Source organism: Komagataeibacter sucrofermentans DSM 15973 (assembly GCF_040581405.1).
GTDB classification, from domain to species: domain Bacteria; phylum Pseudomonadota; class Alphaproteobacteria; order Acetobacterales; family Acetobacteraceae; genus Komagataeibacter; species Komagataeibacter sucrofermentans.
Genome location: NZ_CP137159.1, coordinates 159,598 through 178,982 on the forward strand (window position 1 = coordinate 159,598; position 19,385 = coordinate 178,982).

Annotated in this window: 13 protein-coding genes and 1 pseudogene; 6 read left to right on the forward strand and 8 right to left on the reverse strand. The window is 56.4% G+C overall.

All coding sequences use genetic code 11. From position 1 onward, the window contains the following. Nucleotides 1-3: 3 nt before the first annotated feature. The 4 genes from R5N89_RS15855 to R5N89_RS15870 form a co-directional block, all read right to left on the reverse strand. The gene (locus tag R5N89_RS15855; protein WP_354680730.1) at nucleotides 4-2,442 is read right to left on the reverse strand and encodes a TonB-dependent receptor domain-containing protein; all 2,439 of its coding nucleotides are present in this window, start codon (nucleotides 2,440-2,442) and stop codon (nucleotides 4-6) included. A 319-nt stretch (nucleotides 2,443-2,761) separates the two neighbouring features. Further along, nucleotides 2,762-3,709, reverse strand: coding sequence for a glyoxylate/hydroxypyruvate reductase A (locus R5N89_RS15860; RefSeq protein WP_110570121.1), 948 nt, complete (start codon nucleotides 3,707-3,709; stop codon nucleotides 2,762-2,764). Nucleotides 3,710-3,796: 87 nt separating this feature from the next. Next, nucleotides 3,797-5,182: an aspartate aminotransferase family protein gene (locus R5N89_RS15865; protein ID WP_110570128.1), complete on the reverse strand. Its 1,386-nt coding sequence runs from the start codon at nucleotides 5,180-5,182 to the stop codon at nucleotides 3,797-3,799. Nucleotides 5,183-5,221: 39 nt separating this feature from the next. Continuing rightward, nucleotides 5,222-5,980 carry a class II aldolase/adducin family protein gene (locus R5N89_RS15870; RefSeq protein WP_167400911.1) on the reverse strand — a complete coding sequence of 253 codons (759 nt, stop codon included), beginning with the start codon at nucleotides 5,978-5,980 and terminating at the stop codon, nucleotides 5,222-5,224. A 498-nt stretch (nucleotides 5,981-6,478) separates the two neighbouring features. Here R5N89_RS15870 and R5N89_RS15875 point away from each other — a divergent pair, with 498 nt between their 5' ends. The 4 genes and pseudogenes from R5N89_RS15875 to R5N89_RS15890 all read left to right on the forward strand — a co-directional run. Continuing rightward, complete coding sequence (locus tag R5N89_RS15875; RefSeq protein ID WP_244192295.1) at nucleotides 6,479-7,525, forward strand: LysR family transcriptional regulator; 1,047 nt, start codon at nucleotides 6,479-6,481, stop codon at nucleotides 7,523-7,525. A 70-nt stretch (nucleotides 7,526-7,595) separates the two neighbouring features. Then, nucleotides 7,596-9,050, forward strand: a complete 1,455-nt coding sequence (locus tag R5N89_RS15880; RefSeq protein WP_110570118.1) for a sodium:solute symporter — start codon at nucleotides 7,596-7,598, stop codon at nucleotides 9,048-9,050. A gap of 129 nt (nucleotides 9,051-9,179) precedes the next feature. Further along, on the forward strand, nucleotides 9,180-10,397 hold the full coding sequence (locus tag R5N89_RS15885; protein ID WP_110570117.1) for an aspartate aminotransferase family protein: 1,218 nt from the start codon (nucleotides 9,180-9,182) through the stop codon (nucleotides 10,395-10,397). A gap of 156 nt (nucleotides 10,398-10,553) precedes the next feature. After that, a pseudogene (locus tag R5N89_RS15890) lies at nucleotides 10,554-11,332 on the forward strand (zinc-binding dehydrogenase); the annotation flags it as partial. A gap of 63 nt (nucleotides 11,333-11,395) precedes the next feature. Here the strand turns inward: R5N89_RS15890 and R5N89_RS15895 are convergent. Then, nucleotides 11,396-12,202 carry an SDR family oxidoreductase gene (locus tag R5N89_RS15895; RefSeq protein WP_354680731.1) on the reverse strand — a complete coding sequence of 269 codons (807 nt, stop codon included), beginning with the start codon at nucleotides 12,200-12,202 and terminating at the stop codon, nucleotides 11,396-11,398. A 390-nt stretch (nucleotides 12,203-12,592) separates the two neighbouring features. Between R5N89_RS15895 and R5N89_RS15900 the strand changes: the two genes are divergently transcribed. Together R5N89_RS15900 and R5N89_RS15905 are read left to right on the forward strand one after the other, a co-directional pair. Further along, nucleotides 12,593-13,936 carry a gluconate:H+ symporter gene (locus R5N89_RS15900; protein ID WP_110570143.1) on the forward strand — a complete coding sequence of 448 codons (1,344 nt, stop codon included), beginning with the start codon at nucleotides 12,593-12,595 and terminating at the stop codon, nucleotides 13,934-13,936. A gap of 12 nt (nucleotides 13,937-13,948) precedes the next feature. Beyond that, nucleotides 13,949-15,427: a carbohydrate porin gene (locus R5N89_RS15905; RefSeq protein WP_110570142.1), complete on the forward strand. Its 1,479-nt coding sequence runs from the start codon at nucleotides 13,949-13,951 to the stop codon at nucleotides 15,425-15,427. Between the two features lie 404 nt (nucleotides 15,428-15,831). On the opposite strand, the gene R5N89_RS15910 is transcribed toward R5N89_RS15905, so the two are convergent. From R5N89_RS15910 to dgoD, 3 genes are all read right to left on the reverse strand, one after another. After that, the gene (locus tag R5N89_RS15910; protein ID WP_110570141.1) at nucleotides 15,832-16,800 is read right to left on the reverse strand and encodes an SMP-30/gluconolactonase/LRE family protein; all 969 of its coding nucleotides are present in this window, start codon (nucleotides 16,798-16,800) and stop codon (nucleotides 15,832-15,834) included. Further along, a complete protein-coding gene (locus tag R5N89_RS15915; RefSeq protein ID WP_110570140.1) occupies nucleotides 16,797-18,062 on the reverse strand; it encodes an MFS transporter in 1,266 nt (421 codons plus the stop codon). Before R5N89_RS15915 ends, R5N89_RS15910 begins: the two co-directional genes overlap by 4 nt. Nucleotides 18,063-18,217: 155 nt before the next feature. Then, complete coding sequence (gene dgoD / locus R5N89_RS15920; RefSeq protein WP_110570139.1) at nucleotides 18,218-19,366, reverse strand: galactonate dehydratase; 1,149 nt, start codon at nucleotides 19,364-19,366, stop codon at nucleotides 18,218-18,220. Between the last annotated feature and the right edge of the window lie 19 nt (nucleotides 19,367-19,385).

The following is a 19,385-nucleotide window of genomic DNA, read 5'->3' on the forward strand; positions in this document are numbered from 1 at the left end:
GCATCAGAACCCGACCGTAAGCGCGCCAGACATCGCAAAACCACCACCAATATTGTAGCCGGGCTGGCCAGCGGCGATCCACTGCCCGTTTGCCGCACGGACACCCTTGGCCGTTGGCGTGAAGCTGGCAGCCTGGGCGTAATACAGGTTGTTGCCAATATTCATGAAATTGAGCTGGAACTGCGGCTTGTAGACCATGAACTTGTCGATACGGACATTATGCAGCCGGTAACCAAGCGTGATGTCGGATGTCAGATAACCGGGAATGTCCTGATCGTTCATGAAGGTCGTATAGCGCTTGCCGATATAGTTCAGCCCGAAATTGCCAAAGAATGTGCCATCATCATAGGAAAGGCCGACTGCCCCCGTAAACTCAGGTGTATTGACCGAACGTTTGCCGCGGGTATCGATATAGGTACCCTGGATCTGGAAATTGTTGTCCGTTGTGGCATGGACATAAGACCCCGAAAGATACGGGCTGAAATGGTGCCATGGCCGCAGACCAAGCTCGAGCTGGGCGCCACGCACGGTTTCACCACCCATGTTGATCGGCGTGGTCACGAGCGAGCCACCGGATGAATAGGCGGTCGAGTTTACGTCGTGATTGGTCAGGTTGTAGTTGAACAGTGATGCGGCAATATGTACCAGGCCGTTATGGCGGAAGCCGATTTCCTCACCAATCGCATATTCTGGCTTCAGGTTACCAGGATGCACGTCAATGGGGGAAGGAGACTTCGCATCATACATGTCCAGATAGGCTTCGGTCCGGTCCGGAGCGCGGAAGCTGGTGGTACCGTTCACAAAGATCTGGTCATGCTTCGTGATGTTATAGCTGATGGCGACCTGAGGCAGCGGCTCCGCATAGTTGCCGCCATTCTTGCGATCAGGAATGCCGGGCAGGTCGTTCGTGGCCCAGCGATTGATCATGACTTCCTTGAAACCGGCAGTCAGTTTGAGGCGGTCATTGAGTAGCGACAGCGTATCATCAAAATAGATGGAGACCTGCTGCTGGCGGAAAACGAGGTTCCACGGGCTGAGCGCCTGACCCGCGGCATCCTTGACACTGTATCGCCCCCAGGCATTGGCGGGCAGGCCATTGGGGCCGACAGCGGCATAATTGGCCGGCTCCACCATATCAAGATAGGAATACATGGCCCCGATGCGGAACAGGTTGTTCCTGTGTTTCCAGTCCAGATGCCCCATCAGCGCCAGGGTATGCTGGTGCTGTTCATCGACGACCTGTGTCGTATCGACCCTTGTGCCATTGGCCAGGGTCACGGCCGTTGGCAGGTTGAGCGCGCCCACGTTCTGTGTGCCGAGATAGGCCTGTGAATCATTGATGTTTTCACCAAACCCGCTGTCCTTGTCCCAGTTGATGAAATAAGGCGTTAGATGCAGGTTGAGGTTATGGCCCAGGTTGAACTTCATTGGTGCCATGACCGCGATGGTTTTGTTCATCAGGCGGTTCATGCGATAATAGTTGGGACTACCGGGTGTATAGTTCGGGTTGAGGTAGAGTGAGGACGTACCTTTAGCCTCGAAGGCCGCCATGGTTGGCGTTGCCGCACCGTTGGAGTTGATGCCGCTGGACGAGTACTGTCCAAAAATCATCTCTACGGCAACCCTGTTCCCCTGCCCCCATTCCTTCACCAGCTTTGCATCGACATGGTGGCGGTTGATGGAACCCGGCGTCTGCCAGAAATTACTGAACATGTAGGAATAGGACATGAAGGCACGGATACCTGTATGCCCGATTTCACCGGTATCAAACCGGACGAATTCCTTTTTCATGTGATAGCTGCCGTAGCTGCTCTCGATCATGCCGCCCCGGCGGCGGGAAGGATCGCGCAAGGTGACGTCAACAGATGAGCCAACCGCGTTATAGGACGGGCTCGTGATATCGGGCGACCCCTGGGTGAGGGAAACCGAGGACATGTTTTCGGCATCGGGTGAACTGCCGATGGAATCCGGCTGGTAATACACACCATCCACCAGCGGCACGCCATCAACCAGATACCCGATTTCGCTTTGGTTCATGCCACGCACCACAAGGGCGCGGGACGTCAGGCCATAGGGGTCGGTACGGGCATAGGCCACACCCGGCATCATGGCCACAAGAGCCTGTGGCGTTGTATTGGAACTCTGCTTGGCAATAAAATCGCGCGTTACTTCACTGCGCGCCTTTGGCACGGTCTGTACTGGCATGAGGCCACCACCGGGGGTCGTGCCGGTCACGCCGTTTGGCGTACGCATGCCGGTGCTGACGTGAATGGTTTCCCCGTCGCCCCGGGCAACCATGCCCGCGGGCCTGGTATCGGGCTGCGGCGAGGGGCCAGCATGCACCCTGGCGGGCCGATTGCGGGCCGTGGCCGGAGGAGTGGCCGCTTTTGCATCGCTGTGCTGTGTCGCAATCAGGCCCGACAGGACGGTTGTAGACAACACAAGAGCACCGAAGGAACAAAATCGCATTCATATTCTCCCTGTCGTCCCGTTCGGGAAGAAACTGATGGCATAAATGAAAAAGATGAAGACCGGGCAGGAACTAAGATGAACCTGCATTCTCGATGGGTTTCCGTAACGACATTTAATTATTAGTTCGTAACATTTTTCAAGAGACAAATGTCCGATATTTTAACGTTTCTCGTTCCATTGGTATTTTTGCATCAATATGAGCCATATAGGCTCAATTTTAAGTATTGGTATAAACGGTTATAATGATTGTCATAAATTTATTTATGTCAGCCAGCAGCTATCGGCGCCTTCAATAACCCCGGCTGATATCAAAAACCTGCTCCGGGCGCTCCCCGCGCTGCAGGGTCCTTATGCAACCAATCAGATAATCGACCCGGGCACAGACCGAAGCCTGCGATGCGATATGTGGCGTGACGATTACGGATGGATGCGTCCATAAGGGCGAAGTCACCGGTAGCGGCTCATGCTCGAAAACATCAAGCACAGCGGCCGACAGCACACCGTCATCCAGTGCCGATAAAAGATCGCTTTCAACAACGTGCTCCCCTCGCCCGACATTGATGAACGCCCCGCCGGGTCGAAGCCCCCGCAGCACCTGGGCATTGATAATATTACAGGTCTGGGGGGTATGGGGCAGCAGACAGATGAGGATATCGGCCCCGGCCAGAAATGGCTTCAGCCCGACTGCCCCATCAAAGGTCTTGACCCCTTCGATGTCCTTGGGCGAGCGCGACCAGCCCCGCACGGTAAAGCCGCACTGGCTGAGATGCCCGGCTACATAACGACCCAGTTGCCCAAGCCCCATGATACCCACGACACAGTCTGCTGCCGAGCGCGTGACGACCGTGCGTTTCCATGACCGCTCGTTCTGCTGTAACGCCCACCCGCGTGCGCCACGGATTACGCTGATACAGGCCCATAGCAGGTAATCCGCCATCAGGCGGCCGGTTTCCTCTCCCGCCATGCGGATAAGCGGCAGGTGCACCGGCCAGTCGGGATCGCGCGCCACGATATGATCAACCCCGGCAGACAGGCTGAAAACCGCCTTGAGCGCAGGTAGGCACGCAAGGTCGCCTACAGGGGGCATCCATACCAGCGCGTAGTCAATCCTGTCGGGCGCCTCCAGGGCGGTAGCCCAGTCCACCACATGGATATCTGGCGCCCGCTCGGCAAACGCTTCCTTTACCTGCCTGAAATAGTCAGCATCGTCTTCAACATAAACGGCGATGAAAACCATTTCACAACTCCATTACAAACATATTACTTTATTTATATTCTACATTATTCATTTTAAGTGAATAATATAAGTCTGATCCATAATCACTCAGTAGAACTGGCCGGAGCTGATCTCCTGCTCCATCTGCGCAAGGACATCCGCTACGCCATCAAAAATCATATCGACCTGCTCGCGCGTGATGATCAATGGCGGCGAAAATGCCAGCGTATCGCCCATGGCACGCGCAATGACGCCCTTGTTCTGAAGCAGCCCGAAAGCATATTTCGCCAATTGCCCGACTTCTAGCGACGAGGAGCGCGTGGCCTTGTCCATGACCAGTTCCAGCGCCCCGATCAGCCCCACGCCACGCGCCTCACCCACCAGCGTGGAGGAGGCGCCCAGTGCGCGCAACCTCGCCTGGAAATGTACGCTGACATCACTGACATGCGTCATCAGGTCGCGCTCTTCCATGATGTTCAGCACCTCGATCGCCACGGCAGCGGCCGTCGGGTTGCCACCGTTGGTAAAGCCATGGGCAAAGGCGCCAATGGCGTGCGACTCATCGGCAATCGGTTCAAACACCATGTCATTCATGAGAATGGCAGAAATGGGCAGGTAGGATGATGAAAGCTGCTTGGACAGGATCATCATGTCGGGTCGGATATCAAAGGTCTGGCTGCCAAACATGCGCCCGGTCCGGCCAAACCCGCAGATAACCTCGTCCGCGACCAGGATAATGCCGTATTTTTTCAGCACGGGCTGCAATTTTTCCCAATAGCCCTGCGGAGGAACGATCACCCCGCCCGCCCCCATAACGGGCTCGGCGAAGAAGGCGGCAATGGTCTCGGGCCCCTCGGCCACGATCAGCGCCTCGATCTCGTTCACCAACCGGGTCGAGAATGCGTCCCCGCTCTCGCCCTCCAGGCCTTCGCGGTAGTAATGCGGCGCGGTCACATGCAGGAAACCGGGCAGCGGCAGATCAAAGGACTGGTGATCGACAGGAATGCCGGTCAGACTGGCAGAGGCAATCGTGATGCCGTGGTAGCCCCGCTTGCGGCTGATGATCTTCTTGCGCTTTGTCTCTCCCAATGCATTGGAGCGGTACCAGATCATCTTAATCGCGGTATCATTGGCTTCTGACCCGGAATTGGTAAAGAACGCCTTGCTCATCGGCACGGGCGCCATCTCTACCAACCGGGCGGCCAATTCTATCTGCGGCGCATGCGATTTTCCGGTGAAGGTGTGGTAGTACGGCAGCTTCTCCATCTGGCGCACAGCCGCATCAATCAGCCTGCGTTCACTGAAGCCAAGGCCGACACTCCACAACCCGGCAACTGCCTCAAGGTATTTCTTGCCGGCACTATCGTAGACAAAAACGCCTTCGCCCCGGTCAATCACCATCCCGCCGCCCTGCAGGTTGGCCCGTGCATCCGTAAAGGGATGCATCAGGTAACGGGCGTCCTTCATTTCCAGGATATCGGCTTCGTCAGACATTTTTTCCATCATTCCCAAACCTTCTGGCCACTTGTCGCATTATGAACAGTATGACTCTTTTTCATCCGCAATCAGGCTGAGAGCCGCAGTCCAGGCGCGCTGGATGATTTCTTCAGCCTCCTCACGCTGGAACTGCTCCGCCGTACGCCGCCGCACATCCTCCGGCGGGTAGGAGAGTTGCCTACCCCCGGCAAGCGCATGGATCTGGATCTGGCAGGCGCGTTCGAGGAAATAGATTTCGTGGAAGGCATGCGCCACATGCCGCCCCCCCACCAGCAAGCCATGATTGCGCAGGATCATGGCATTATTGGTGCCAAGGTCAGCAATCAGGCGCTCTTTTTCCTCGGCCCGCAGCGCGATCCCCTCATAGTCATGGTAGGACAGGCAGCCATAAAACTTCAGGGCATGCTGGCTGATTGGCAGCAGCCCGTCCTCCTGGGCCGAAACCCCAGCCCCGTTTGGCGTGTGGGTATGGATGATGCATTTCAGGTCAGGCCGGGCCTGATGAATGGCGGAATGGATGACAAAGCCCGCCGCATTCACATTGGACTGCTCCAGCCGCAACTCCTTCACATGGCCGAATTTGTCAATCCGCACCAGGTCGCTGGCGCGCATCTGGTCAAAAACCTTGCCGTAGCGATTGATGAGGAAATGCCCCGGATCATCGGGAAGGGCCATGGATATGTGGGTATCGATCAGGTCCGTCATGCGGAAATGAGCAATCAGCCTGTAGAGCGCAGCGAGCTCACAACGTGCTTTCCACTCACTTGCGGAGAAGGAGTCGGATGGAAGGGTCACAGATAAGCCTCCGGAAAACATAAAGACGCACACAGGGCGAACGGACACAGCCGTATCATTTTTCCTACTATGCGATCATAATTACACGAACCTTTCGATATGAAAACAATAAATAGTCATTAAAATTAATAATAATGCCCATTAATTGTATGCCTTATGAAATATATTCGTTAGTTCCCGAAAATATATACTTTAACGCTCTTGCGAATCATGCCCCATCTGTCCAAGCTCGACCGCACCGCATTCTCATCCGCATGCGGTGGCCAGAAACAGAAATAATGATGGGCAGGCCGAATGATTAATTGACATCATGCTTTCGAATATCTCATTATGTATATGTAACGTTTTGACGCTCCGGCTCCTGACAGAAATAGCGCTGCAGGTCCGGTGCAGTACCCGGCGTACGTCGCCATGAAAGTACGAACGGACATCATGTAATGCCGCAGGTTAGGTTTATGAAGCCCTGTAACCTGAAAACAGAAATCGGGCTGTATCCCCATGAGTACGCTCTCTTTTCCACCCATGTCTGATCCTGCCAACCGAACGGCCGAAGCGGGCCATGGCATCCCCAGGAAAAGTGAACAACTGATCGACCGGTTGGACTGGAACCTGCTGCGCACGTTCATCGCCATCGCACATGAAGGCAACATCACGCGCGCGGCCAGCAGCCTTCGCCTGACGCAGTCAGCGGTCAGCCAGGCCCTGCGGCGGCTGGAAAAGCAGATCGGCTATGCCCTTATTGTCCGTAACGGAAGCCGCTTTACGCTTTCCAGCCATGGCGAGAAGGTGCTGCGTTTGGCATCCGATATCTATGGCTCGATCAAGGCGATCAGCAACGAGATCGAATCAGGGGCGGAAGAAGTGGGCGGCCATATCCGCCTGCTTACGCTCAGCAGCATTGAATCCGTTACGTATGATACGTTCCTGGCCAGCTTTCACGAGCGTTTTCCACGCATATCGCTTGAAATCATCTGCATACGCAGCGAGGACATCCTCAGTTCCCTCCAGAAAAAGACGGCCAATATCGGCATAGGGCTCTGCCCGCGCGCCCTTCCGCGCATCGGGCGCTCGCTGATCATGGAGCAGTCCTATGGCCTGTACTGCGGGCGATCCCACCGCTTTTTTGGCAAGAATGACATTTCCCTGCGGGATCTGGCGCAGGAGAATTTCGTCCGCTCTGAAGCGGACAGGATTGACGGGCTTCTCTCCAACATCACCATCTTCCGTAACGAGATGGATTTCAGCGGATGGATAGCGGGCACATCGTGTTCCATCCAGGAAATCACCCGCATGATCGTTGCAAATTACGGGATCGGGTGCCTACCTGAACATATTGCGCAGCCATGGGTAGATGCCGGCAGGCTGTGGCGCCTGCCACCGGCCTCTGGCATCACCACATCGGGGATATTCCTACTGTGGAATCGTGACGGGCGTTACAGCAATAGTGAACGTATCTTTCTCGAGCAGTTCCAGAACCATCTGCAGATCTCTCCGTCATCGCCTGATAGCTGGGCGGCCAACACCACATCCGCCAATACAGGGTAGTCCACCAACCGTTCTTTACAGAATACGTTGAAATAAAAAGGTTTCTTTCTGGTGCGCCGGGAGCGTATTAATGGCAATCATCTTCTTCATTCTTATCCTCACCGCGTCGATCATCGTGGCGATCATTTCAAAGCGGCGTGCCGGTGCGCAGAACATCAAGGACTATCTTACGGCCTCACGGTCCTTTGGTTCGGTATTCATATTCTTCCTGGGCATTGGCGAGACCTACAGTATCGGCATGATGACTGCCTTTCCCGGCGGCATCTATCATTCCGGGTACCCGTTCGCGTCATGGTTCCTATCCTATGTCCTCCTGGCCTATCCTGTCGGCTATTTCCTCACCCCGCGCATCTGGCAACTCGCGCGCAATACCAACGCTGCTACTGTGCCAGACATTTTCCGCAAGGTGTTCAACAGCCGTGCGCTTGAAATTACCGTTGCCTTCAACATCATATTTTTTATGATCCCGTGGGCGACCATCCAGTTTTCCGGCCTGACCCTTGTGCTGTCTGGACTGAACATCGTCTCCTCACGCTGGCTGCTCATGCTGACCGCGGGCGGGATCGTTTTTATGTATATTGCCATTTCCGGCATCCGGGCCTCGGCCTATGTCTCGGTCATGAAGGATCTGCTCGTGCTGTTCATTATCGGCACGATCGTCATGGCGCTACTCAAGACAGATAACCCCGCCACCCTGTTCCAGATCGGCACGGATGAACTGCACAACACGGCAATCACCGGCCGGCAGGAAAGCTTTGCCATGTCCACGATGTTTTTTCAGGCAATCGGCATGCCCATCTTTCCACTGACCTGCGCGTACCTGATGACGGCGCGCAGCGCACGGACCGTAATGCGGGCACAGATCTTCATGCCTCTTTACATGGTAGTCTTTCCGTTCATGATGCTGATCGCCTTTTATGCCAAGTATCATCACCTGACCCTCTCTTCTCCCAATGATGCCTTTATCGAGACAGTAAAAACCCTCCTGCCGCCTGCCATGATCGGGGTTGTGGCGGGCGGGGCTGCCCTGTCCGCGTTGGTGGTGCTTTCTGGTACATGCCTTGTCATCGGGTCGCTGGTTGCACGCAACCTTGTGCCCGGACTGCCGGAAAAACGCCAGAAAACCGCCTCACAGATGGTCATCATGCTCTATATTGTCGTCTCCATGGTTCTGGCGACCATGGTGCCTACACTGGTTGCTCACCTGTATAACATGACGTATTTTGGTGTAACGCAGCTCCTGCCCTGCTTCCTTCTGGCAATCCTGTCGATCCGCGTCAGACCCCGTGCGCTATGCGCCGGGATCATCCTGGGTGATGCCTTGGGGTGCGGACTTTATCTGAGCGGAGTCGATACGCTCGGCATCAATCCCGGCCTGATCGGCCTTGTTGTCAATACCGCCATCGTATTCCTGGCCGGAAACTGCCAGAGACCCCAGAAGGTCCAGCATCATGCGGAGCAGGAATACATCGTGGTCGAGGAAAACTGGACGGAGCGCCCATTATCCACCTCTTCGGGATCATGATCCCGTTCCAGGGGGGATGGCCTGCCTCACGGTTCGTGCCTTCCGGCCCTTTTCACCATCCTCAGACCACTGCCGCCCGCAAGCACTTCACTTGCGTGTTTCAATTTCCCATTCCGGACTGGACACCCCATGACGCCGCCCCTCCTTGAACGCCGCCAGCAGTTACTCAGTCCGTCTTACCGGCTATTCTATGATGAACCGCTCCACCTTGCATCAGGCCAGGGGGCATGGCTGACCGACGTGCATGGCCGTCGCTTTCTGGATGCCTATAACAATGTTGTGCCCGCCGGGCACTGCCACCCGCGCATCGTGTCTGCCATCGTAGCCCAGACAGAACGGTTAAACACGCATACACGTTACCTGCATGATACCATTGTGGATTATGCAGATGCCCTGCTCGCGACCTTCCCTTTCCCCGCGCAGGCAACATTTACATGCTCGGGCAGCGAGGCCAATGACCTGGCCATCCGGATCGCCCGCCATGTCACCGGCGGCGATGGGCTGATCATAACCAAGAATGCCTACCATGGCGTGACCTCCACGACAGCCGAGATTTCTCCCTCACTGGGTAAAAGCGTCAATCTCGGGGCGCATGTCCGTACGGTTCCCGCTCCGGCGGCCGGTACGGATTTTGCTGCGGGTGTCAGCGACGCCATTGCGGACCTGCAACGCCATGGTATCCGGCCCGCCCTGCTGGTGGTCGATACGATCTTCTCCTCGGATGGAATATTTTCTGATCCCGCCGGTTTCCTGGTCCCTGCCGTTAAAGCGATTCGTGAAGCGGGTGGTCTGTTCCTGGCTGACGAAGTGCAACCTGGCTTCGGGCGGACCGGTACCCATATGTGGGGTTTTGAACGCCATGGCATTGAGCCGGACATGGTTTCCATGGGCAAACCTATGGGAAACGGATACCCGGTTGCAGGGCTTGTATGCCAACCGGACGTGATCCAGAATTTCGGGGCCAGCATCCGTTATTTCAATACATTTGGCGGCAACCCGGTTGCCATGGCTGCGGCGCTGGCAACACTGCGCGTGATTGAGGACGAGAACCTGATGGAAAACGCCCATTCGGTCGGCACCTATCTACGCACGCAACTGGCCCGGCATCACGGTGTTGAGGCTGTTCGCGGAGCGGGTCTTTTTATTGGCGTCGAACTGGCGGATGGGGCCATTGCCTCCCGGGTGGTCAATGAAATGCGTGCCCGCGGTGTGCTCATCAGTTCTTCTGGTCCAACCGGAAATGTCCTGAAAATCCGTCCGCCTCTCATATTTTCCCATGAGCAGGCGGATATCCTGAACGACGCGGTAGGCGCCGCTCTTGACGTGATTCAGACGAATGGGGATTAATGCCCAATCACCCGGAACTGAAATAAGCATCATTATATGATGTTCCTGTCGCACTGACGGGAACAGAACGATGGCGGGACGATAGGCAGGTCAGGTGCTGCTGAGTCCGCAGGCGCGAACGTTTCTTGAAGGGCAGGTCCGGCGTCACAAGGTGCCGGCGAAGCCGTAGCCATCCATCCGGCACAGCCTGTGGTCACTGCCCCGAATGTGCGCGCAAACAGCGCAACCTGTGCCGCAACATGCAGTTCCTGGGAAGTGCCGCACGTGATCCCCATACCAATGGCGGCTTTCGGCGGGCGATGACTGTCAAGGCCACACAGCTCCATCCCCTTCCTCCCGGCCTGACTCTCCGCCAGGCCTGTCTTGCCGAACCGTTATCCGTAGCCCTGCATGCCATTGCGCGCGCAGGCGATGTACGGGGACGTAACGTGATGGTGCAGGGTGCGGGGCCAATCGGGCTGTTCATCGTGGCGGGGCTGGTCCACCACGGCGCAAAACGGATTGTGGCAACCGATCTGGAGGATTTTCCACTCCAGTGCGCAACCCGGCTTGGCGCAAGCCAGTGCTACAATACCCGCCATGCCGCAGTGGAGGAAGAATTCGATATCCTGTTTGAAGCCACAGGCGTGCCAGCCGCCCTGCCTGCGGCCATAGCCCGCACACGGCGGGGCGGCATACTGGTGCAGGTTGGCATGTTCCCGCCAGGCGACATTCCCGTGCCGATTGCCCAGATCATCAGCCGTGAACTTGATTTTCGGGGAACATTCCGTTTTGACACGGAATTCGATGCCGCACTGGTCTTGCTGGCTGAACGACCCGAAATTGCCGACATTGTGGTTACCCGGCAGTTTTCCCTGAGCGAATTTGCCGCAGCCTTTGCCCTCGCGCCAGACCGCAGGCAGGCTTCCAAGATCCTGCTATCCCTGAGCACCTGACAGAACGCTACCCATTTCCGCTGGAACATACTGGCGGAAATGGGTAAAGAATTTAGCTTCCATTTACACGGAAGCGATTATGCCCCCGTCAACCATGAGCACATGCCCGTTGACGAAGCTAGAGGCATCGGAAGACAGGAAGACAGCCGCCCCGACAAGTTCCTCCACATTCCCCCACCGGCCGGCAGGCGTGCGCTGGCACAGCCATTGGGTGAAGGCCTGGTCGGCCACCAGCTTTTCATTCATTTCTGTTTTAAAATAACCCGGCGCAAGTCCATTGACCTGCAGACCGTGACGGGCCCAGTCCGTTGCCATGCCCCTGGTCAGGTTTTTGACCGCTCCCTTGGTTGCGGTATAGGGCGCGATGCCTGGTCGTGCCAGTTCGCTCTGCACCGAACAGATATTGACGATTTTCCCCCGTCCACGCGGCAGCATATGCTTTGCTACGGCCTGCCCGACAAAAAAAACCGCGTTCAGGTTCGTGGCGATCAGGGCATCCCAGTCCGCCCGGCTGAACTGATCGAGCGGGGCACGGCGCTGGATGCCCGCATTGTTGATCAGGATATCAACTGGGCCGTATTCGGCCTCTATCTTTTCAACCCCCGCAATGACGGCGTCCTGATCAGTCACGTCAAAGGGCGCAATCACGGCCTCCACCCCTTCGCGTTCCAGCATGGCGCGGGCGGCCTCCAGTGGTTCGGGATGGCGGCCATTCAGCACAATTTTCGCCCCATGCCGGCCAAGGCCACGCGCCAGGGTCAGGCCAATGCCACGGGAGGCTCCGGTAACAAGTGCGCGTCTTCCGGCAAGTGAAAAAAGGGGATCGTCCTGCATGACAATGTCCGTCCGTATTATCAGGGCCATGATCATAGCAGGACCACACGCCAATGCCCCCACACGTCTGCGCGTGCAACAGGGTCATCGTGCCGCAGGTCCGTTGCCCTGTGTCGGGCAACCTGTCATCCCGATGGGGCTGTTCCATGCGATCTGCCGGAATCGCGCGGGCCACCACGACACAATTCAACAATTCCTCAACCTGCGGCCTGTACCGGACATTGTGCGCTGCACAATTTATAAAAAATCTGTCTGTAAAAGACATGTATATTTTTAGTTTCGATATCTATTTTTATTTCATATCCCTTCGCAGTATCGGAACAACTATAGTACAAAAGATGTTTTTATAACATTTTCTTTATAGACTGACCTTCCCGTCAACCGCAGGCGTTAGGCGTTGTGTCAAATCATGGGAGTATTTACGGGATGAGCACTGCATTTGCCATCTCTCTTGCGGTAACGGCAATTCTGGCCGTTATTGTCCTGATCGCCCGGTTCCGTCTGAACCCTTTCATTGTTCTTTTCATCGTATCCGTAGCCCTTGCCCTTTTTGCGGGCATGCCAGCGGATCATGTCGTTGCGTCCTTTGAAAATGGCGCGGGCCATGTACTTGGTCACGTTGGTACCGTTATTGCGCTGGGCACCATGCTGGGCAAGATGCTGGCGGAATCTGGTGGTGCAGACCGTATTGCACTGACCCTGTCCGCATTTGCGGGGCGAGAGCGCGTGGACTGGGCCATGATGGTGATTGGTCTGTTGATCGGCCTGCCGGTATTTTTCGAAGTAGGCTTCGTCCTGCTCATTCCATTGGTATTCGTGCTCGCTGACCGCACCAACATGCCCCTGCTGCGGGTGGCATTGCCCATGGGCGCGGCGCTGTCGGTCACGCATGCGCTTCTTCCGCCGCATCCTGCAGCGCTGATGGCCCTTAACGCGTATCATGCCAACGTCGGGCATACGATCATGCTGGGTATTGTGATCGGCACCCCCATTGCAGTCATTGCGGGACCGGTTTTCAGCCGCTTTGCCGCCACCCGCGTGCTGCTGACGGAAGCCAACCCACTGACGGAACAGTTCGTGAAACACGAGCACGCAGGCAATATGCCGGGCTTCTTCCTCACAGTGTTTACCATTCTTTCGCCTGTCTTCCTGATGTTGATCGGGTCGCTGGCCGACCGGATCACGACGGTACATGGCACGGCCAATACGGTGCTGCATTTTGTGGGCAATACGGACATAGCCCTGGCGCTGGCGACATTGCTGTCCTTTTACGTGCTAGGGGTTGCGCAGGGTTTCTCGAACGCTACCATCCTGCGCTTCACCAACGAATGCCTTGGCCCCACGGCGCTTATCATGCTGCTGATTGGTGCAGGCGGCGGCTTTGGCCGGGTTCTGATCGACAGCGGGGTGTCGCACGCCATTACCGATGCGGCCCTTGGTGTCCATATGCCACTGCTGGTGCTGGCATGGGTTCTGGCGGTGATTGTGCGGGTGGCCTGCGGGTCCGCCACCGTCGCGATGGCAACCGCGTCCGGTATTGTTGCCCCCATTCTAGAACACAGCACCGGGGTTTCACCGGAACTGATGGTGCTGGTGACAGGGGCGGGATCGGTTGCCTTTGGCCCGATGAATGATGCCGGTTTCTGGCAGATCAAGGAATATCTGGGTCTGACCGTACCACAGACCATCAAGACATGGTCGGTTCTGGAAACGCTGATTGCAGTCTTTGGACTGATATTCTGTCTTATCGCCTCGATTTTCGTACATTGAAGGGGGAGCATCATGATGTTTCCTGCGACTATGATGTCAGCGCGTGCGCGCACGACCCTGTATGCCGTTTCCCTTACGCTGGGCTGCCTCATTGATGGGGTTACACCTGCCAGGGCACAAATCATGGACCGCGATATCGGATCAGCCCCCAGTCTTCTGGTGTCGCGCCCTCTACCCAGGCATGTCACGCACAAGAGCTGGGTACCACCGTTTTCCCAACCGGAAGCGGTGGCACCCAACCCCGTGTCAAAATGGCTGCGCCACAGGGGAATCAACTTCCTTGTGGACAATACCAACGAATTCGCGGGTGCCATAACTCCCCCCACGCGCGGCGGGACGCCGGGGTTCAGCAATTACAAACAGGGTGCGAGCAATGCCGGGCAGTATGCCATGCAGCTTGACATAGACTGGGACAAACTGGCGGGCTGGCATGGTTTTGCCACCCATATGGTTACCATTGGCCGTTATGGCACGACCGCCAACCGCATGTTTGGCGACTGGATGAATCATGCATCCGAAACTTATGGCGGTGGTGGCAACGTGGTCGTTCACTTCGTTTATGCCTATGGGGAGGAAACGCTTTTTGGGGGACGGCTGGCAATTGCTGCGGGTCGTATGGCCGAAATATCGGATTTCGCGGCCAGTCCCCTGTTCTGCAATTTCCAGAATGGCAGTTTCTGCGGACGGCCAAAGGGAATAACAGACACCAATTTCGCCGCCGGTTATCCCGCATCCACATGGGGTTTCCGCATACGCGGCCGTCCTGCCCGGTCCGTATACGTACAGACCGGCCTTTATCCAATTGAAGATGGCATCTACCAGGTGTTCCAGCACCGGACCGGGTTCAAATTCAATGCCGCGAACATCATCGGTTATGCTGCGCCGATCGAAACCGCATGGGAACCGGTGTTCCGCCGTGGCACCCTGCCGGGGCATTACAAATTCGGCGCACAACTGTTCAGCACGCCACAGAACGACAATTACCTTGACGTGGCTGGCGCGCCCTACGCGCTGACGGGCCGCAAGCAGCGCCGGCATGGCGCGTCATGGTCTACATGGGTCATGTTCGACCAGCGGCTGCTGCATTATCATGACAAGGATTCAGGCCTGACCGCGCTTTCAGGTGCGATCTATAATGACCCGCGCACGTCACTGCGCAAATACCTTGTTTACGCAGCACTGCTCAATCGCGGTTACTTCCGCACGCGCCCGTATGACACGATGGGCTTTGCCATCACCTATACAAAAATTGCCGATGGCGTCACCCTTGCAGAACAGGACATGATTGATCGCGGCGCCAGAAGCAACCTGCCCAACCATGCAACCGGTGTTCAGCGCGATACGATCGTCATGGAAGCAAACTATGCCATACACGTCATGCCGGGCGTTATATTTACCCCCCTGTTCGAGTATTATATTCATCCCAATGCCCAGTCCAACCTGCGTAACGCCGCCCTGCTGGGCTTTAAAAGCCATATCCAACTAATGTGACATCGCAATGACATACGCAGCGGGAAGATTACGGATATCCGTAATCAACCGCCCATAGCCAAACCGCTGCGTATATTATGAAATATTACGGCAAAGAGAAATTGATGCAAGCCACGGAAAAGCCGTTTCTTGCTTTATAAAAAGCGAAACATCATCGAATGCGTGTTCGCCAGACTGAAGCAGTTCATCTCCGCTATCATCGGGCTTAACTGACGATACTTCCGGGCAGAATAATCATCAGGCCACAGGTAACCGGTTGACCTGAGCAGGTGCTTTCATCAATGCGTGATTTACAGAAAAACCGAGAGATGGCAGGCTGCCAATGCAGTGATGGAAGTAATATTTTGATTCTGTATTGTGAACTGACCATGTAGAGACGCCTGCCTGTTTATGTTGCATAGCCGTTATAAGCTCCCTCGTATTCCCACATAAAGTGCATAAATGCCGTGCGATGCCGCCATGAACAGCCGGTTACGACGGCTGCCGCCAAAACACAGATTGGCACATCGTTCAGGCAAGGGAATATGGGCGCGGGGCCTACCGTCCGGACCAAACACCATCACGCCATTCAGGTCCGGCGCACCGCCCCAGCCACACCATAGATTACCATCCGTATCACAGCGCAGGCCGTCTGCACGGGCATCGCGTGCTGGCTCTATCAGCAGGCAGCGGGATGCAATGCGTGTTCGCCGGGCATCCAGTCTGCATGCCCATATGGTATTGGGCAGGCAGCCACTATCAATAATGTAAAGAATATCGCCCGCAGGGGAAAAGCATAGCCCGTTGGGGTTGATGAATTCCGTACTGACCTGCTGGAGCGCTCCATCACTCTCCAGGCGGTAAAGTGCGGTCGGCAGTTCCTGCTGCTCGGTCCCGCCCCCTTCATAAACGCTGAGCAGCCCGTAATCCGGATCTGTAAACCAGATCGCACCATCCGGGGCTACAACGACATCATTGGGCGAATTGAGGCGCCTGCCATCAAACCGGCTGGCCAGAATGGTAATCGTGCCATCATATTCAGTACGGGTCACCTGCCTGCTTTCATGCTCGCAGGTAATCAGGCGCCCCGCCCGGTCTCGCGTATTGCCATTGGCATGGCGTGAGGGATCGCGGAAGACAGATGTGCGCCGCGTTTCCTCCGACCAGCGCAGGATGCGGTTATTGGGGATGTCGCTCCACAGCAGGTAGCGTCCATCTCCGAACCAGACGGGGCCTTCACCCCATTCGGTGCCCCGTGCCAGACACTCCACATCGCTATGGGGCAGCAGGCAGGGCGCAAAGGACGGATCCAGGCAGACAGGCGCATAATCCAAGCGGGATAGATAAACGGGTTCCCGGGCATCACTGATACCCAGTGCGAAGGAAGGGATCATGGGACGATGCTTTCCTCACCTTCCATATGCCTTCCGGGCAGTACCGGTGGCTGGTAAAAAATGACAGCCGCCACCATGAACGTACCGATGACTACCGAACTTTCAATGGCTTGCGGCAGGCCCCACTGGCCACCCAGCCATGGCACCACAAAACCGCATACACCCTGGCCCAGCGCCGCCACCGCATAACTGCAGCCCATGCCCAGAGAACGGCTGGCCGAGGGAAAACGCTGCGACAGGTAATGCGGCACAAGGGCGAAAACGCTATTGCCAAACAGCCCCATGATCAGCGCGGCCCCGGCCAGGACCCACATGGAATGGGCGGAAACGAAAGGCCAGATATCCACGATCGTGATCAGGAAATATGTAATGAAGACTGTCCGCTCTCCCATCCGCGTGGCCAGCAGGCCACAGAGCGGCTTGCCGACAAGAGAACCCAGACAGTAGCAGCCCAGCAATAAAAAGACGTCGGCCGGGGTCAGGTTCTGCACCTTGCGCAGCAGGGTGGGGTAAAAGCTGTATATCGCGGCGTTCTGGAACTGGAGTACCGCCATGAACAGCAGGGCCTGTATTGCAGCACCATCCAGCCTGAGCCCCATGCGCGGGCGTGTGGCGGCCGGTGCGGGCGACATGGCGCGCAGGCGCAGCCAGACCGGGCTTTCGGCAACATCGCGGCGGATGAAGATGGCCAGAATGGCGGGAATGACGCCAATCAGGAACATGGCCCGCCAGCCCCAGTAAGGCAGGACCACAGCCTGCACGGCAGCAGCGGCAAAGAAGCCGCATTCATACCCCGCCATCATGATCGACGATGCCAGCGAGCGCGCGCGTGGTGGCACGCTTTCCATAAGCAGGGAAGCGGAAGCCGTCCATTCCCCTCCAAACCCGATGCCAAACAGGAACTGCACCACCAGCATGCCCAGATAGGTCCATACCAGTGCCGTAAAACCAGAAAAGGCTGCAAACCACAGCACGCCGATCATGAATGTCAGCTTGCGGCCATATCGGTCCGACAGCCAGCCCCAGCTGGTATTGCCCAGAATGCGACCGACACTCTGGGCTGTAATGACCAGCCCCATGGCCGTCAGCCCCACGCCGAGGCTTTTGCCAATATCAGGCAGGCACAAAAGCAGGGCAACCTGATCGAATGCATCGAGAAACCAGCCCAGAAACGCCGCAAGGGTCACACGCCAATAGGGGCGCAGGAGCATGAAAGGGCTGAGCGTATCATCATCGTCCGGCATTGCCACAGGACCGGACATGGAGAGGGTGCGTTGATCCGACACTTCTTATCCTCCTGCATGCCCACCAAAGTGCATGCCGCATGTTATGGATATTCGTTACCGTGGAGCGCGGTCCTTGTAATTTTACTGTTTGGCGGAACCTGCGGGCTTTATTGTCTGAAGAGACACGGGACTTACCATTCCGCTACCGAACCATCTGTATGGCGCCAGACAGGATTGCGCCAGCGATGGCCTTCAGCAGCTTTTTCCCGGACGTAGTCCTCGTTGATCTCAATTCCCAGTCCGGGTCCGTCGGGAATGGCCACGGTGCCGTCAACGTAGGAAAAGACCGATGGATCAATCACATAATCCAGCAGGTCATTACTTTTGTTGTAATGTATACCCAGGCTCTGTTCCTGAATGAAGGCATTGTAGCACAGCGCATCAAGCTGCAGGTTGGCCGCCAGTGCGATCGGCCCCAGCGGGCAGTGCAATGCGACCGCCACATCGTAGGCTTCCGCCATGGCTGCAATCTTGCGTGTTTCGGTAATACCACCGGAATGGGAAGGATCTGGCTGTATGATGTCCACACAACCCTGTTCAAGTATTTTCTTGAAATCCCAACGCGAAAACAGCCGCTCGCCCAAGGCGATCGGGATAGAGCAATGGGCCGTTATTTCTGGCAGGGCATCGAAATTTTCACTTAATACCGGCTCTTCTATGAACATGAGGTCAAAAGGCTGCAGTTCACGCACCAGTACCTTGGCCATGGGCTTATGTACCCGCCCATGAAAATCCACCCCGATACCAACATATGGCCCCACCGCCTCCCGGATGGCGGCGACACGAGCGATGGCGGCATCCACCTTTTCATGGCTGTCGATGAACTGCATTTCTTCCGTGCCATTCATTTTTACAGCCGTAAAGCCGCGGGCAACCATTTCCTGCGCCGCGCGGGCCGTATCGGCAGGACGATCGCCGCCAATCCATGAATAGACCCGGATACGGTCGCGGCATTTGCCGCCCAGCAACTGCCATACGGGCACGCCAAAGGCCTTGCCCTTTATATCCCATAACGCCTGGTCGATACCGGCAATGGCACTCATGTGAATGGCGCCACCGCGATAGAAACCGGCGCGGTACATGACATTCCAGTGGTCCTCGATCAGGAACGGATCCTTGCCTATCAGGTAATCGGACAGTTCCTCCACCATGGCCGCAACAGTTGCGGCGCGGCCTTCCACTACCGGCTCACCCCAGCCGGCAATGCCTTCATCCGTTTCGATCTTGAGGAACAGCCAGCGCGGCGGAACCATATAAGTATGCAGGGCCGTGATCTTCATTGTCGTTTCCTATTATTTC

Coding starts and splice junctions, on each gene's coding strand:
- R5N89_RS15860 (WP_110570121.1), bottom strand. CDS start 3,709: ATGGTTTTCATCGCCGTTTATGTTGAAGACGATGCTGACTATTTCAGG.
- R5N89_RS15865 (WP_110570128.1), bottom strand. CDS start 5,182: ATGTCTGACGAAGCCGATATCCTGGAAATGAAGGACGCCCGTTACCTG.
- R5N89_RS15875 (WP_244192295.1), top strand. CDS start 6,479: ATGAGTACGCTCTCTTTTCCACCCATGTCTGATCCTGCCAACCGAACG.
- R5N89_RS15880 (WP_110570118.1), top strand. CDS start 7,596: ATGGCAATCATCTTCTTCATTCTTATCCTCACCGCGTCGATCATCGTG.
- R5N89_RS15885 (WP_110570117.1), top strand. CDS start 9,180: ATGACGCCGCCCCTCCTTGAACGCCGCCAGCAGTTACTCAGTCCGTCT.
- R5N89_RS15895 (WP_354680731.1), bottom strand. CDS start 12,202: ATGATCATGGCCCTGATAATACGGACGGACATTGTCATGCAGGACGAT.
- R5N89_RS15900 (WP_110570143.1), top strand. CDS start 12,593: ATGAGCACTGCATTTGCCATCTCTCTTGCGGTAACGGCAATTCTGGCC.
- R5N89_RS15905 (WP_110570142.1), top strand. CDS start 13,949: ATGATGTTTCCTGCGACTATGATGTCAGCGCGTGCGCGCACGACCCTG.
- R5N89_RS15910 (WP_110570141.1), bottom strand. CDS start 16,800: ATGATCCCTTCCTTCGCACTGGGTATCAGTGATGCCCGGGAACCCGTT.
- R5N89_RS15915 (WP_110570140.1), bottom strand. CDS start 18,062: ATGTCCGGTCCTGTGGCAATGCCGGACGATGATGATACGCTCAGCCCT.
- dgoD (WP_110570139.1), bottom strand. CDS start 19,366: ATGAAGATCACGGCCCTGCATACTTATATGGTTCCGCCGCGCTGGCTG.